The 16,216-nt window shown below is 44.6% G+C and carries 16 protein-coding genes and 1 pseudogene; 16 read left to right on the top strand and 1 reads right to left on the bottom strand.

From position 1 onward, the window contains the following. Positions 1–148: 148 nt before the first annotated feature. Positions 149–385, bottom strand: a pseudogene (locus J5X92_RS14600) (integrase core domain-containing protein); the annotation flags it as partial. 351 nt (positions 386–736) lie between these two features. Here J5X92_RS14600 and iscR point away from each other — a divergent pair. The 16 genes from iscR (at position 737) to J5X92_RS14680 (ending at position 16,205) form a co-directional block, all read left to right on the top strand. Then, positions 737–1,222, top strand: coding sequence for a Fe-S cluster assembly transcriptional regulator IscR (gene iscR / locus J5X92_RS14605; RefSeq protein ID WP_126873135.1), 486 nt, complete (start codon positions 737–739; stop codon positions 1,220–1,222). Positions 1,223–1,252: 30 nt separating this feature from the next. Continuing rightward, positions 1,253–2,431, top strand: coding sequence for an IscS subfamily cysteine desulfurase (locus J5X92_RS14610; RefSeq protein WP_013783274.1), 1,179 nt, complete (start codon positions 1,253–1,255; stop codon positions 2,429–2,431). 263 nt (positions 2,432–2,694) lie between these two features. Beyond that, on the top strand, positions 2,695–4,131 hold the full coding sequence (sufB, locus tag J5X92_RS14615) for a Fe-S cluster assembly protein SufB (protein WP_126873136.1): 1,437 nt from the start codon (positions 2,695–2,697) through the stop codon (positions 4,129–4,131). 3 nt (positions 4,132–4,134) lie between these two features. Beyond that, positions 4,135–4,896, top strand: coding sequence for a Fe-S cluster assembly ATPase SufC (gene sufC / locus J5X92_RS14620; protein ID WP_126873137.1), 762 nt, complete (start codon positions 4,135–4,137; stop codon positions 4,894–4,896). Beyond that, on the top strand, positions 4,893–6,149 hold the full coding sequence (gene sufD, locus J5X92_RS14625) for a Fe-S cluster assembly protein SufD (RefSeq protein ID WP_126873138.1): 1,257 nt from the start codon (positions 4,893–4,895) through the stop codon (positions 6,147–6,149). Before sufC ends, sufD begins: the two co-directional genes overlap by 4 nt. Then, positions 6,146–7,363: a cysteine desulfurase gene (locus J5X92_RS14630; protein WP_126873139.1), complete on the top strand. Its 1,218-nt coding sequence runs from the start codon at positions 6,146–6,148 to the stop codon at positions 7,361–7,363. Before sufD ends, J5X92_RS14630 begins: the two co-directional genes overlap by 4 nt. Before the next feature lie 9 nt (positions 7,364–7,372). Continuing rightward, a complete protein-coding gene (locus J5X92_RS14635) occupies positions 7,373–7,729 on the top strand; it encodes an iron-sulfur cluster assembly accessory protein (protein WP_013783279.1) in 357 nt (118 codons plus the stop codon). A gap of 23 nt (positions 7,730–7,752) precedes the next feature. Beyond that, a complete protein-coding gene (gene sufT, locus J5X92_RS14640; RefSeq protein WP_013783280.1) occupies positions 7,753–8,286 on the top strand; it encodes a putative Fe-S cluster assembly protein SufT in 534 nt (177 codons plus the stop codon). A gap of 16 nt (positions 8,287–8,302) precedes the next feature. After that, positions 8,303–8,713 (top strand): SufE family protein, encoded by a 411-nt coding sequence (locus J5X92_RS14645; RefSeq protein WP_013783281.1) that lies wholly within the window; start codon positions 8,303–8,305, stop codon positions 8,711–8,713. 212 nt (positions 8,714–8,925) lie between these two features. Further along, positions 8,926–9,357, top strand: a complete 432-nt coding sequence (ndk, locus tag J5X92_RS14650; protein ID WP_013783282.1) for a nucleoside-diphosphate kinase — start codon at positions 8,926–8,928, stop codon at positions 9,355–9,357. A 482-nt stretch (positions 9,358–9,839) separates the two neighbouring features. Beyond that, positions 9,840–10,958 (top strand): bifunctional tRNA (adenosine(37)-C2)-methyltransferase TrmG/ribosomal RNA large subunit methyltransferase RlmN, encoded by a 1,119-nt coding sequence (locus J5X92_RS14655; protein ID WP_013783283.1) that lies wholly within the window; start codon positions 9,840–9,842, stop codon positions 10,956–10,958. A gap of 24 nt (positions 10,959–10,982) precedes the next feature. Beyond that, positions 10,983–12,011: a type IV pilus biogenesis/stability protein PilW gene (gene pilW, locus J5X92_RS14660; RefSeq protein ID WP_208806015.1), complete on the top strand. Its 1,029-nt coding sequence runs from the start codon at positions 10,983–10,985 to the stop codon at positions 12,009–12,011. An 8-nt stretch (positions 12,012–12,019) separates the two neighbouring features. Continuing rightward, entirely contained in the window at positions 12,020–13,087 is a 1,068-nt protein-coding gene (locus J5X92_RS14665) for a RodZ domain-containing protein (protein ID WP_208806016.1), read from the top strand. A gap of 8 nt (positions 13,088–13,095) precedes the next feature. After that, positions 13,096–14,214, top strand: a complete 1,119-nt coding sequence (gene ispG / locus J5X92_RS14670; RefSeq protein ID WP_013783286.1) for a flavodoxin-dependent (E)-4-hydroxy-3-methylbut-2-enyl-diphosphate synthase — start codon at positions 13,096–13,098, stop codon at positions 14,212–14,214. Between the two features lie 77 nt (positions 14,215–14,291). Beyond that, the gene (gene hisS / locus J5X92_RS14675) at positions 14,292–15,572 is read left to right on the top strand and encodes a histidine--tRNA ligase (RefSeq protein WP_013783287.1); all 1,281 of its coding nucleotides are present in this window, start codon (positions 14,292–14,294) and stop codon (positions 15,570–15,572) included. A 12-nt stretch (positions 15,573–15,584) separates the two neighbouring features. Beyond that, positions 15,585–16,205: a tetratricopeptide repeat protein gene (locus J5X92_RS14680; protein ID WP_208806017.1), complete on the top strand. Its 621-nt coding sequence runs from the start codon at positions 15,585–15,587 to the stop codon at positions 16,203–16,205. Positions 16,206–16,216 lie beyond the last annotated feature (11 nt).

Consider the following 16,216-nt stretch of genomic DNA (forward strand, 5'->3'; position numbering starts at 1 on the left):
CAGTTTCCCTTGGTAATTAGCGCTTACGACAGAATCGCTTGGTAATTAAGATACGACAAAGTCGCTTGGTGTTAACAAGTTAATCTGTCCTAGCTCGGACCTGATCTGACAGTTCCCCAGTGTTTCTAGGGGCATCGTCAGATTAGATTTAAGCTAAATTATTTTCAGCCCAATTCTGTTTCCCACCAATTAATTTTTCCATTGGCGTTCTGCCACAGCATATTTTCCCTTGATGAGATTGTTCACTATTGTAATAATTCAGCTACTCGTATATATCTTTCTGCAACATCTCCAGCGAATCATAAATTTTCTTGCCGGATGTGACCGGATAAAACTCGTTGAGATTGGTTTTGTGGAAGCGTTCACAGATCCCATTAGTCTGTGGATGACACTCTATTGATAGAATATGACTCAATTCTATCGGCACGATATGATTACCAAGAGAAATTTGCTCGGGAGTGAAATTGCCACCTAACTTGGTAATTAAACTAACCCAAATAAACGCATTACCCGCGATCGGCTATATTAGGTGCTTAGATAGAAAAAAATACGAGGCTGCTAAAACACTACGGCTTGGCCCCTCGCCCATGCTGCGTGAGCATTCCAGATTCGTTAGAAACCATTCCTGCTTTGGAATGGAAACTACAAAATACTTGACTAAATTACTAGGTCTTATACTTGACCAATTTAGTCAGGTATGTGAAAATTCTTGCTATATTAATAGCGGGAGGATTCTATGAAATTAACATCTAAAGGGCGCTACGCAGTAACGGCAATGCTTGATGTAGCATTGCATTCGACACGCGGTCCTGTGCCTCTCGCTGATATCTCTGAACGCCAAGCTATCTCGCTATCTTATTTAGAACAGCTTTTCTCTCGACTACGTAAAAACCAGTTAGTCGATAGTGTTCGTGGGCCAGGTGGTGGTTATTTACTAGGGCGCGATGCTGCCAATATATCAATTGGTGAAGTTATTCGTGCGGTAGATGAATCTGTAGATGCCACCCGTTGCCAAGGTCAAGCGGATTGTCAAAGTGGCGACCGTTGCCTAACTCATAGTTTATGGCAAGACTTAAGCGATCGGATAAGTTCCTTTTTGAACGATATTACCCTTGGCGAATTAATGGCCAAGCGCGATGTTCAAGAAGTGGCTGGGCGTCAAGATAAAAGCGCCTCCCTTCGTAATGTTGCCAACGATATCGAAGTTAGCTTTCAGTTATAACAACAGTTTTAGAGAATGTTTTAGTCGCTTATGTCTCGTTCAACACCTATTTATTTAGATTACGCCGCTACCACGCCTGTCGACCCAAAGGTTGCAGAAAAAATGGTGCAGTGCCTGACTATGGATGGCAATTTTGGCAACCCAGCTTCCCGTTCGTATCGTTTTGGTTGGATGGCGGAAGAAGCGGTAGACGTCGCCCGTAATCAAATAAGTGATGCACTGAACTGCGACCCGCGAGAAATCGTATTCACCTCGGGTGCGACAGAATCAAATAATTTGGCCATTAAAGGTGTAGCAGAAGGCTATGTGAATAACGTTAAACATATCATTACCGTTAATACCGAACACAAAGCTGTTTTAGATACGTGTGAATACCTTGAAAAGCAAGGTTTTAAAGTGACTTACCTAGATGTGGATACGTCAGGTCTTGTTTCACTTTCACAGCTTGAAGCAGCAATAACTACCGACACCATTTTAGTGTCAGTAATGCACGTAAATAACGAATTAGGTGTTGTTCAAGATATTAGTGCTATTGGTGAGCTTTGCCGTGCTAAGAACATCCTGTTTCACGTAGATGCGGCGCAGAGCGTAGGTAAGCTTCCTATTGACTTGCAAGCATTGCCAGTCGACCTGTTATCTATTTCAGCGCATAAAATTTATGGTCCGAAAGGCATGGGCGCGTTATACGTTCGCCGTCGACCCAAAATTAACTTAGCTGCACAGATTCATGGTGGCGGGCACGAACGGGGTATGCGTTCAGGCACGTTGGCAACACACCAGATTGTGGGGATGGGCGAAGCGATACATCTTGCTTATCAGCAGTTAGAGAATGATACCGCCCATATTAGCAAGTTGAAAACTGCGTTGTGGGAAGGGCTAAGCCAGTTAGATGATATTTACCTTAATGGCCATGAAACTCAGCGTATAGCGAACATTTTAAATGTGAGTTTTGGTGGTGTGGATGGGGAAAGTATGATGATGGCGATGAACGATATTGCGGTATCCTCTGGCTCTGCCTGCACATCGGCAAGCTTAGAACCCTCATACGTATTACGCGCCATTGGCAGAAGTAGTGAACTGGCTCACGCTGGAATACGTTTCAGTATAGGTAGGTTCACCACATTAGATGACATCACTTACGTCATCAACAAAGTGACAGATGTTGTTACCCGTTTGCGTGAGGCTACTGTATTGGCCGCAAGCCGATAGCACATTTTATTGCACGTTATCGTAATTACCGATTGGTATGATATTTAATTTTTATTTAACTGGGCTGTTGAATATTTGAGTGAAATACTCAGGTATTATATAATACGGCTCCAAAATTTTAGGCTGTCTAGATATTCGATAGGAATATCGCAAATACGTTTTGGCAAATACGTAAGTAGCTAAAACGGCAACGTGACTTACTGGCAAGACCGAGAGGCCAGTAGTGAAGGCAGCGAACGCAGGCAAACAAGTGAGATCCCAACATGAGTGAACAGATCGAACAGGCGTTAGAAAGAAAGTACGATGCTGGATTTTATTCAGAGATCGAATCTGAGACTTTTGAAAGTGGCCTCGACGAGTCAGTAATTCGCCGTATTTCAGCAATGAAAAACGAGCCGGAGTGGATGCTAGAGTGGCGCTTAAAAGCGTATCATTCATGGCTTGAAATGGAAGAGCCTGATTGGGCTCATGTCGACTACCCTAAAGTAGACTATCAAGCCATTTCTTATTACTCGGCACCAAAGAGTATGAAAGACAAGCCTCAGTCTCTTGATGAAGTTGATCCTGAACTACTGCGTACCTACGAAAAACTAGGTATTCCGTTGCATGAACAAGAAATGCTAGCGGGTGTTGCAGTAGATGCGGTATTTGACTCAGTTTCAGTGGTAACGACTTTTCGAAGCAAGTTAGAAGAAGCGGGCGTTATCTTTTGCCCTATCTCTGAAGCGCTGGTGAAATACCCAGATTTAGTGAAAAAGTACATCGGCTCGGTAGTACCGCGCACCGATAACTACTTTGCTGCATTAAACAGTGCCGTATTTACCGACGGATCATTCGTTTATATTCCAAAAGGCACACGTTGCCCTATGGAGCTTTCTACCTATTTCCGTATAAACGAAATGAACACCGGTCAGTTTGAACGTACGCTTATTGTTGCCGAAGAAGGCAGTTATGTAAGCTACCTAGAAGGCTGTACTGCACCTCAGCGTGACGAAAACCAATTGCACGCTGCTGTAGTTGAATTAGTTGCTATGGACGATGCCACTATTAAGTACTCAACCGTACAAAACTGGTACCCGGGTGATGAAAATGGTAAAGGCGGTATTTATAACTTCGTGACCAAGCGTGGTATTTGCCATAAGAACGCAAAAATCTCGTGGACTCAGGTTGAAACGGGTTCAGCGGTTACGTGGAAATACCCAAGCTGCGTGCTTAAAGGCGATAATAGTGTAGGTGAGTTCTACTCAGTGGCGTTAACCCGTGGTAGGCAGCAAGCCGACACCGGTACCAAAATGATTCACCTTGGTAAGAACACCCGCTCTACCATTATCTCTAAAGGTATTTCAGCGGGTAACAGTAACAATGCGTATCGTGGATTAGTGCAAATGGGCCCTCGTGCCGATGGCGCGCGTAACTTCACAGAGTGTGACTCGCTGTTAATCGGCGATAAATGCGGCGCACATACATTCCCGTATATCGAAAGTAGAAATCCAAGTGCCATTGTTGAGCACGAAGCAACAACGTCGAAAGTAAGCGACGAGCAGTTGTTCTTGTGCCAGCAACGTGGTTTAGACACAGAAAAATCCGTTTCCATGATTGTTAACGGTTTCTGTAAAGAAGTATTCAAAGAGCTGCCGATGGAATTTGCCGTAGAAGCCGGCAAGCTGCTCGAAATTAGTCTTGAAGGTTCAGTGGGGTAATCAATGCTTAGTATCAAGAATTTACATGCCAGCGTAGAAGAGAAAAACATCATTAAAGGGCTTAACCTAGAAGTTAAGCCAGGTGAAGTACACGCTATCATGGGCCCTAACGGCGCCGGTAAGAGTACCCTTGGTTATGTGCTTTCTGGCCGTGATGGTTATGAAGTTAGCGAAGGTGAAGTGACACTGAACGGTAAAGATTTGCTCGATTTAGAAGTGGAAGAACGTGCCCGTGAAGGTTTGTTCTTAGCGTTTCAATATCCAGTAGAAATTCCAGGCGTAAGCAACATGGAATTCATGAAAGAGTCTGTCAACGCCATGCGTGAACAGCGCGGCGAAGACCCGCTTACTGCTGCAGAATTTTTAAAGAAAGCCAAAGATGCGTGTAAGCAAGTGCAATTGCCGCTAGATTTTTTAAAGCGTGGTGTTAACGAAGGCTTCTCTGGTGGTGAGAAAAAACGTAACGAAATCATGCAAATGATTTTGTTAGAGCCAAAGCTTTGTATTCTTGATGAGTCTGACTCAGGCCTAGACGTTGATGCACTTCAAGTGGTGGCTGATGGTGTAAACAGCCAACGTGATGGTGAACGCAGCTTTATCGTAGTGACTCACTACCAGCGTTTGCTTGATTATATCAAACCTGACTTTGTACACATTCTTGCCGACGGCAAAATTGTGAAAAGTGGTGATGCATCTCTAGCACTAGAAGTAGAGAAAAGCGGTTATGCCTTCTTAGGTAAAGCCTACGAGGAGGCCGAAGCATGAGTCAATGGCTAGAACAGGTCATTGATGGGGCAGCGCTAGATGATTATCTGGCGCCCGTGCGTCAGCAGGCCTTAACACAATTAAAAAACGATGGTTGGCCGAAACGCCGCAACGAAAGCTGGATCAATACGCCACTTACGCCCGTAGAAAAGCGTAACGTTGCGATTGCCACGCAAGTAGACAGCGTACCTGTGCCAAATATCGATAACTTAAACGCGTTAGATATCGTGTTTGTTGATGGTGTGTTAGTTACGCAAATTAACACGCTAGACGTGCCACAAGGCATGTCAATTACTTCGCTAAACGTTGACGATGCGGCTACACAGCAAGCCATTGCCAGTGTGTTCGGTCAAGTGAAGCCAACGCGCCATTTATTTGGCCGTGTTAATGATGCACTTTGCCAGCACGGTGTTTTCATCAATGTAGTAGACGGCGCAAAAGTAACCAAGCCTATTCGCATTGTGAATTTAGCGACTAAAAACGTAGATGCCCATACTCGCGTATTGGTTAAGCTAGGTAATGCATCAAGCGCGGTTATCATTGAACAAGGTTCAGGTGATACCGATAGCCTTACTACGGCATTTGCTGAATACGATATTGCTGATGATGCGCACTTAGAGCACTACCGTTTTGCGATGTTCACAGGCAGCGCTAAGCAACTAGGTGGAAGCCACTTTATGTTGCACGACCGCTCAACCTTAAATAGCACTCTAGTGGGCTATGGCAGTGAGTTGTCACGCTTAGATGTAGATATGCATCATGCCGGTGAATTTGCTAACGCCAAAATGAACGCGATTTATTTGTTGGCTGAAGGTGAGTTATTCGACTTACATTCAACCATTGAGCACGCCATGCCTAACGGCACCACAGAAGAAAATGCGCGTGGGATTGTGGGTGATAAAGCCCGTGCGGTGTTTAACGGTCGTATTCACATTCACCGTGACGCGCAAAAGACCTTGGCAGAGCTTAACAACCGTAACTTATTGTTGTCTCGTCGCGGTGTTATCAACACTAAACCTGAACTTGAAATTTATGCTGACGACGTGCGCTGTGCTCACGGTGCAACAGTGGCAGAAATTGAAGGTGAAGCGCTTTATTACATGCTGACTCGCGGCGTACCGCGCAGTAAAGCCTTAGTGATGTTGAACTTTGGTTTCATTCAAGAGCTAATTAACGATATGCCAAATGCGGCTATCCGCGATTGGCTACTTCCTGTGCTAAGCGAGCGCTTTGCACACATGGAGGTAAAATGAGCTTAGACGTTGCTGCGCTTCGCGCCCAGTTTCCAATCCTTGCTAAAACGGTAGATGGTAAGCCATTGGTTTACCTCGACAACGCGGCGACAACACAAAAGCCGCATGCGGTGATTGATGCCATTGTCGATTTCTATACGAACACCAATGCGAACGTGCATCGCGGCGCTCATCATTTATCTGATGAAGCAACTCGACGTTATGAAAATGCGCGCACGAGTGTAGCGGGCTTCATTAACGCCAGTGCGCGGGAAGAAGTGATTTGGACCAGCGGGACCACTGAAGCCATTAATATTGTGGCTAACGGGTTGGGGCAGTTGCTTCGCGAAGGCGACCAAGTCATGGTGACAGAACTAGAGCACCACGCGAACTTGGTTACGTGGCAGCAAGCGTGTCGACGTTCAGGCGCAACATTAAATATTGTGCCTGTGTTCGATAACGGCGAGCTCGATATCGACGCTTTCGATAGACTCTTAACACCTAGCACCAAAATGGTAGCGTTTCCGCATGTATCAAATGCATTAGGTACGGTTAACCCTATTAAACTGCTAACGGAAAAAGCGAAAGCAGTAGGTGCATGGGTGTTAGTGGACGGCGCGCAGGGCATTGCTCACGGCGGCGTTGACGTACAAGACATAGGTTGCGATTTTTACGCTTTCTCTGGGCACAAGCTATTCGGACCTACTGGTATTGGTGTTTTATGGGGCCGTAAATCGGTGCTAGAAGACTGGCCAGTATGGCAAACCGGCGGTGAAATGATTAAAGACGTGTCTTATCATGAGGCCACATGGGGCGAATTACCGAATCGCTTAGAAGCGGGTACGCCTAATATTGCGGGCGCTATTGGTTTAGGTGCTGCTGTTGACTGGTTTAAAAATCTTGATATGGCCGCATTACATAACCATGAACAAGCACTATTAAGCTACGCCACTGAACAAGCACTTGCCTTTGAAGGTATGCGTTTAATTGGCACTGCGCCTAATAAAGTGGGTGTTTTAAGCTTTTTATTAGACGGTGCGCACCCTGGTGATGTTGGGTTTATTCTTGACAGGCAAGGCGTAGCAATAAGAACGGGCGATAACTGTGCTCAGCCGCTGATGAAGCGCTTTGGTATTCCAGGCACTGCTCGTGCATCGTTCTCAATTTACAACACGCTTGAAGAAGTGGACAGCTTATTTGCTGCACTTAAGAAAGCGAAAATGATGTTGGCCTAAGGAGGCACTATGAGTGTTGAAACATTTGTTCCTAGCACAAAGCTTATTACCTTGAGCGACAGCGCCATTAAGCATTTTGAAAGCAAGCTTAAAGACAAGCCGGGTCAGTTAATTCGCTTGTCTACCCGTGTAAGTGGCTGTACCGGTTATGCATACGAACTTGATTTTGCTGATAGCGCGAAAGACGGCGACGAAATCGTAGAAATTTCACCAACCCTTCGTGTTGCGGTATCAGAAGATGCTGCCGAGCTAGTACGTAGTACAGAAATTGACTACGTAACTGAAGGCGTGAACGGCATTATTAAGTACAACAACCCGAATGTGGTTGATGAGTGTGGTTGCGGCGAAAGCTTCAACGTTGGCTAACTGCAATATTAAGAAGTTATAGCATGAAGCAGAAGATGGTGGTGACAGAACGAGAGTGTAAAGCACGTCTTGTTCCCGCAGGAAACCCTGCAACCATACCAGAAGGTGAGTTTGTTACGATCACGCAAGATTTAGGCGGAAACTACACGGTTACGTGGCGTGGCAATATGTACCGTATTGACGGCACCGATGCCGATGCAATTGGCCGTAAAGCCCAAGTACTTAACTTCGCTGAGCCCGAAGATGGCAAAGTGAGTGAACAGCAGGTGTGGGATGCGCTTGAAACTATCTTCGACCCTGAAATACCGATTAACTTAGTATCGCTAGGGCTTATCTATAAGGTTAACGTTAATCAAGATAGCGGCGAAGTTGATATTGATATGACGCTAACTGCGCCAGGTTGTGGCATGGGGCCGGTATTGGTAGGCGATGTTGAATATCGTGTAGCACTCGTTCCCTTCGTTACGGCTGTAAATGTAGAGTTAGTATTTGACCCAGCGTGGTCAAGAGAAATGATGAGTGAAGAAGCGCAGCTAGAAGCGGGTCTTTTCTTTTAATAACACAGGATTATTCATGGCATTACCCTCTACTGAAGAAATAATTGATGATTTAGCGTTTTTCGATGATTGGGAACAGCGCTATCAATATATTATCGATTTAGGTAAATCTGTGCCTGGTTTGCCAGAAGACAAGCGCACGGCAGACAGACTGGTAAAAGGTTGCCAAAGCAGTGTGTGGCTGGTTGAATCTTACGACAATAACCTAATTACCTTCGAAGTAGACAGTGACGCAGTGATTGTTCAAGGCTTATTAGCGTTAGTTTTGGCGGCTTATAATAATAAATCGCCGAAAGATATTCTTGAATTTGATATTGATGGCTATTTCGAAGCGCTAGATTTAGAGCGCCATATTACGCCGACGCGTGGAAATGGTCTTCGTGCAATTGTGTCTAAAATTCAACATCTTGCTAAAGAAAACAGTTAGTTAGATAAAAATTGGGTGTAGGCGTTAGGTAAAGTTAAGTGTAATATGCGTCCATAACCAAGTGCGTCATAAACGCTGTCATAATAGTGTCACCGTTATCACGTGTAGTAGAGCGCCATGGGGTGTTGAAATCGCCGCTGGTCAAGCCGTTAATAATTGCCTATAATTCGCGGCCAAAAATTCATAAGACTTAAATTTGTTTGGAGAAAACAATGGCTCTAGAGCGTACTTTTTCGATTATCAAGCCTGATGCGGTAGCTAAAAACGTTATCGGTGCAATTTACAACCGTTTCGAATCTGCTGGTCTTCGCATCGTGGCATCTAAGATGATCCACATGAGCAAAGAACAGGCTGAAGGTTTCTACGCAGAACATAAAGAACGTCCTTTTTTCGGCGCTCTAGTTGATTTCATGACATCTGGCCCAGTAATGGTTCAGGTTCTTGAAGGCGAAAACGCTGTTGTTAAAAATCGTGAAATCATGGGTGCAACTAACCCAGCTGATGCTGCTGCTGGAACACTTCGTTCTGACTACGCTGCTTCAATTGATGAAAATGCATGTCACGGTTCTGATGCACCAGAATCAGCTGCACGTGAAATTGCTTACTTCTTCTCTGAAGAAGAGATTTGTCCTCGTACGCGTTAATCGCAAACGACCGAATCTAAAAAAACGAGGCTTCGGCCTCGTTTTTTGTTTCTGTAAGTCTATTTTTTCAGCTTTATCGTCCGGCCTCTAGTTTTGGCTAGCTTCGTCAAGAAGCCGCAACAATGTAGCAAGTTACACCCTGTATTTAGTCTGTGGGTTACGCTTTTTCTACTTGAACAAGTATGGTAAAATCCGCGCAAATTTTGAACGGCTTTGGTCTATGACTTTTGACCGTTTTGGGCGTAACGTTTTTCTTAGCAGTATTGCTTCTGCTTACGTCCTACAAGTGAACGGCTTTTCACTACTTTTGCTTTAAGAGTAACTCGTTATCTAGAGGCTCTCGATAGAGGCTCATGAAGCTTTAGCTTTATAACCCAAGTAGATTTAGAGCAACATGGATTCGAACCTCCTAATGTCCGTTCGCGTCATCATATTAGCAGTACAAGGCAATAGCCTTGAATAGGTAAAAGGGTCATCATTTTATGGCAAAGACAAATTTGTTAAATCTTAATCGCGAAGGCTTGCGTAATTTCTTCAAAGAAAAAGGAGAAAAACCATTTCGTGCCGATCAGGTAATGAAATGGATTTATCAGCAGGGCGAAAGCGATTTTGAGAAAATGAGCAACCTGAATAAAAACCTGCGCGCTATGCTGATAGAACACTGTGAAGTGAAAGCGCCAGAGATTGCCTATTTTCAAGAAGCTAGCGATGGCACCATTAAGTTTGCGTTAGCGCTTGAGGGCGGTCAGGAAGTGGAGACGGTATGGATCCCAGAAGCTGACCGTGCAACGCTGTGTGTATCGTCACAAGTAGGCTGCGCCCTTGAATGTACGTTCTGCTCTACCGCTCAACAAGGTTTTAACCGTAATTTGAGCGTGAGTGAAATTATAGGTCAAGTATGGCGTGTAGCCACTTTTCTTGGCTTATCAAAAGATACCAGCAAACGTCCTATTACTAACGTAGTTATGATGGGCATGGGTGAGCCTTTGCTTAACCTTAAAAACGTGGTGCCAGCCATGAACATTATGTTAGATGATTTTGGTTTTGGCCTATCTAAGCGCCGCGTAACGTTAAGTACCTCAGGTGTTGTACCTGCACTTGATATGCTGGGCGATCAAATTGACGTGGCCTTGGCGATTTCATTACATGCGCCAAATGACGAGCTGCGCAATGAAATTGTACCAGTGAATAAAAAATACAATATTGAAGCCTTTTTGGCTGGCGTACGCCGTTATCTTGAAAAATCGAAAGCTAATCAAGGTCGAGTGACGGTTGAATACGTTATGCTTTCACATATTAACGACAGCACCGACCAAGCGCATGAATTAGCGAAAGTATTGAAAGATACACCGTGCAAAATAAACTTAATTCCATTTAACCCTTACCCGGGTTCACCGTACCTTTGTTCAAGTAATTCGCGTATCGATAGATTCTCAAAAGTTCTTATGGATTATGGGTTTACCACTGTTGTACGCAAAACACGAGGCGACGATATCGATGCGGCTTGTGGGCAATTAGTAGGTGATGTTGTAGACAGAACTAAGCGATTATTAAAAAAACAGGTGAAGGGCGAAGCGATTTCGGTAAAAATGGCCCAATAATCATTAAGATATTAGGGTAATAACATGCGAATAGGATTGATAGCAGCTGTAGTCTTTTTAGCGGGGTGCGTAAGCAACTCGCAACCTGGGAGTTACAATAGTAACTTTGACCGCCAGGAAGCTGCTAAAACTCGTATGTCTTTAGGGTTAACCTACCTTAAAAACAATAATTATAAACAAGCTAAAGTGAATTTAGATCAAGCGTTAGAATACGATCCACGCTCAGCTGAGGTTAACTATGCTATTGCGTATTATTACCAACTGGTTGGGGATGCAAAGCGCGCTGATGATCTCTATCAAACAGCAATGTCGTTAGCACCCAATAACGGTGATATTGCCAACAGCTATGGCGCGTTCAAGTGTCAAGATGGTGATTACGAGGGCGCTAAGGAGTACTTCCTTAAGGCAGTGAGTAATCAACAATATGCCAATTCAGCAGAAACTTACGAAAATCTTGCCTTATGTGCACAAAGCCAAGGCAATGTTGATGATGCTATTACCTACTTTCAAAGTGCTCTTAAACACCAACCCTTACGTGCTAAAAGTTTATATTTGCTGACAGAGCTTTATATTGCCACCGAGCAGTGGACATCAGCGAAGTACACGTTAGACAAGTACCAACGCGTTGCTAAACCTTCTCCCGATTCCTTATGGTTGTCCTTTGAAATACACCAAGGAACAAACGACTGGGAAGGGGCAAAAGAAGTAGGGTATAAATTATCAACCTTATTTCCTGACAGCCCGTATACAGCGGAATATAAGAATATATTAGCGCAGCATACGCCTCAGGTTGAACGAAAAGTAAAAGGGGAAGATACTAATGCTGATACAGTATCTAACTCAGCACATGCGAATACAGAAACAAAAACGGGATTGTCTTCCCAGCAAGCGCAATTCCACATAGTAAAGGCGAACGAAAACCTTTATCGTATTTCTCTGAAGCATAACATTAAAATTACCTCGCTGAAGGAGTGGAACAACATTGAAAATGCTGGCTCGATTTTTGCCGGTATGAAGCTTTGGTTAGTACCACACAACATGCAAGGGGAATAGGAAGTCGAATGGTGTCAGAACAACAAACGACTGAAGAAGCAGGTTTAGCACAAGAATCTACCGTGCCAAGCCCAGGTAAAATGCTTCGAGAGCGACGGGAATCGCTAGGGCTAACGCAGCAGCAAATTGCTGACAAGCTTTTCTTGAAAGTCACTCAAATCAATGCCTTAGAAGAAGATGCTGTGGATAAAACCACCTCTATTACTTTTACAAAAGGCTACGTAAGAAACTACGCGAAACAACTAGGATTAAATGCCGAACATGTTGTTGCTGCCTTCGAGCAATATCATACAAGTGTAGAACCACCGGCCAAACTGCAGAGTTTTTCTCGTCGTGTCGCTAAACAGACACACGATGATCGCTGGATGATGGTTACCTATATTATTTTATTGCTGATAATCGGTGGCATTGTAGCGTGGTGGGTTCAACAACCTAGTGATGAAGCTATCGTTGAAGCGCCTAATCTTGAAAAAATTAAAGAAGAAGCTGCAAACACCCCCATTCCTCAAGCAACTAACCGCACTAATTCGGGTGTGTTAACCGGCGGGAGTACTAATACAGCTACAAGTACTAATACGGGCACTGATACGCAGAGCACAGTGCTTCCTCAATCTATCGATGGTAATAGCAACGTAAACAATAGCGTTGTGCCTTCACCATCCAATAATCAAGGTAATAGCAGTAATACAGATGATGAAAGCTTACCGCCGTCTGCAGGTATTAATGAAAGTAATAACCTGACTGCATTGGTGAGCGATTCCGACTCCGGTGAAATCCGCTTAGGTAGCCAAGTTGCTAGCAATTCGTCGAGTTCAGGTAGTCAAAGTGGGGCAGTGCCCATATCGATGACATTTACCTTTGACGATGATTGTTGGGTGAACATAAAAGACGCAACCGGTGAGGCAATTGCTTACGGTGTTAAGCAATCTGGCCGTGTTATGGAAATTCAAGGTGTGCCTCCTGTTGCAGTTACACTCGGCAAACCGGATAATGTACGTATATCAGTTAATGGCGACCCCGTGGATATCACGGCCTTTCAAAACGGCCAGATAGCGCGATTCTCGCTTCCTATGTAGGTAATTAGATGTTTGCAGAAAGTCCTATCAAACGCAGAAAGTCTACGCGTATTAATGTAGGTAATATTCCTATTGGCGATGGTGCACCCATCGCCGTTCAATCTATGACGAATACTCGTACCACCGATGTGGCTGCGACGGTTGATCAAATTAATCGTATTGTCGCCGTAGGTGGTGAGATTGTTCGTGTTTCCGTACCTACCATGGACGCTGCTGAAGCATTCAAGGAAATTCGTAAACAAGTAAGCACGCCTTTGGTCGCTGATATTCATTTCGACTATCGCATTGCGCTTAAAGTGGCCGAGTACGGTGTTGATTGTTTGCGAATTAACCCTGGTAATATTGGCAATATGGAACGTGTACGTTCCGTGGTTGATTGTGCCAAAGACAAGAATATCCCCATTCGCATTGGCGTAAATGGCGGGTCGCTAGAAAAAGACTTACAAGAGAAATATGGCGAACCTACGCCTGAAGCTTTGGTTGAGTCGGCTATGCGACATGTAGACATACTCGATAAGCTTAACTTCGACCAATTCAAAGTGAGTGTAAAAGCCTCTGATGTGTTTCTGGCGGTTGGGGCTTATCGATTATTAGCGCAGCAAATCGATCAACCACTACATTTAGGTATTACTGAAGCGGGCGGTCAACGTGCAGGTGCAGTAAAAAGCTCTGTGGGTCTAGGTATGCTTTTGGCAGAAGGTATTGGTGATACTATTCGTATTTCACTGGCTGCCGATCCGGTCGAAGAAATTAAAGTGGGTTTCGACATTCTAAAGTCGCTCCGAATCCGCTCTCGCGGCATTAACTTCATCGCGTGCCCGAGTTGTTCAAGACAAGAGTTCGATGTTATCGGTACGGTAAACGCGTTAGAACAACGCCTTGAAGATATTCTAACGCCTATGGACGTTTCTATTATCGGCTGTGTCGTGAATGGTCCTGGTGAAGCTGAGGTATCAGACTTAGGTTTAACCGGCGCCAGAAACATGAGCGGTTTATACGAAGATGGTAAGCGTGTGAAAGAGCGATTAGCCAACGATGACCTTATCGATAAGCTTGAAGCAAGAATTCGTGCTAAAGCAACCCGTATGAGCGAAGCCAACAAAATACAGGTATCGGTGAAAGACTAAGCCTGTACGATTGTTGTTTATCTACAAAGCCCCTATAATGCGGGGCTTTTCACTATTTAGCAGTATGAGAATTTCACGTGGCTAAGACTATTCAGGCAATTCGCGGAATGAATGATTGCCTGCCGGAAGTATCCGGTACATGGCAGAAAGTAGAATCTGTACTCCGTCAAGTGGTGGCCAGTTATGGTTATCAAGAAATTCGCACGCCTATTGTAGAGAGCACTGACTTGTTCAAGCGCTCTATTGGCGAAGTGACCGACATTGTCGAAAAGGAAATGTATACCTTTGAAGACAGAAACGGCGACAGTTTAACCCTTCGCCCTGAAGGTACTGCCAGCACAGTGCGTGCCGGTAATGAGCATGGTTTGTTATATAACCAACAGCAGCGCTTGTGGTACATGGGGCCAATGTTCCGCCACGAACGCCCTCAGAAAGGTCGTTATCGCCAATTCCACCAGTTCGGTGTTGAAACCTATGGCCTTGATGGCCCCGATATCGATTTGGAAGTCATTTTATTAAGCGCTCGACTATGGAAAGCGTTTGGTATTGAAAAGCACGTTACCTTGCAAATTAACTCATTAGGTTCAAACGAAGCCCGTCAGGCCTATCGTGAAACTTTAATTAGTTATTTAAAAGAACGCGCAGATAAGCTTGATGAAGAATCGCTTCGCCGGTTAGAGTCAAACCCACTTCGTGTACTTGATAGCAAGAACCCGAATGTGCAAGCAGCCATTGCTGATGCGCCGTCATTGCTTGATCATTTAGATGAAGAATCTAAAACTCACTTTGACAGCTTATGTGAACGCTTAACACAAGCAGGTATTTCATTTGAAATTAACCCTCGCTTAGTGCGTGGGCTGGATTATTATAATCGCACCGTTTTTGAGTGGGTAACCGAAAGCTTAGGTTCACAAGGCACAGTCTGTGCGGGCGGCCGATATGACGGTTTGGTAGAACAGCTAGGCGGAAAAGCCACACCTGCGGTAGGTTTTGCTATGGGTATGGAACGTTTAGTACTTTTGCTTACCACATTAAGTGAAGACGCATTAGATACTAGTAGTGCTGATGTGTACGTTACCGCGATGGGCGATGATGCTCAGGCTTATGCCTTGGAAGTATCAGAACACCTTCGTGACACCTTGCCTAATGTACGGGTGATGATGCACTGTGGCGGCGGAAACTTTAAAAAACAATTAAAACGCGCTGACAAAACAGGGGCACGTTTTGCCTTGTTGTTAGGGTCACAAGAAATGCAATCACGTGAAGTAGCAGTAAAGCCGTTACGTGATGGTCAAGAGCAACAGACAATCGCTTTTAATGCGTTGTCGAGCACTATTGCCGACCTGCTGAACGCATAATAAGAGGAAATCATGGAACAATTCGCAACAGAAGATCAACAAGTAGAAGCGATTAAACGCTTTTGGAAAGAGCACGGTACCGCCATTATTGTTGGCGCAGCATTGGGGCTAGGTGGCCTTTGGGGCTGGCGTTTTTACTCTGATACGCAGATGGCAACCAAAGAAGCGGCATCAGTGGAATACCAAAATGCAGTTGAAACCTATGGTGAAGAAGGTAGCGCAGATAAAATTACCGCCTTTATTAACGCAAACGAAGACTCAGGCTACGCCAGTGTTGCTAGCCTTTTGGCAGCAAAACAAGCTGTAGATGCTGGCGATTTTGACGCGGCTGCATCACACCTAAACCGTGTGGTTACTTTTGCTGAAAACGAAGAATTAAAAGCGCTAGCCGCTATTCGTTTAACACGAGTACAAATTGAAATGAACCAGCTAGACGCAGCGTTGTCTACGCTAGGCAATATTACGAACGAAGCATTTGCTGCTGAAGTATCTGAACTGAAAGGTGATGTATATCAGCAACAAAGTAAATTTGATGATGCTCGTTTAGCCTACTCAGGTGCGCTTGAAAAAAATGCCAACAACCCGTTATTGCAAATGAAGTTAGACAACTTAGCCGTTGCTGCGGGCCAATAAGCTGGTACATA

This window comes from Alteromonas sp. K632G, from assembly GCF_017653625.1.
GTDB classification, from domain to species: domain Bacteria; phylum Pseudomonadota; class Gammaproteobacteria; order Enterobacterales; family Alteromonadaceae; genus Alteromonas; species Alteromonas naphthalenivorans.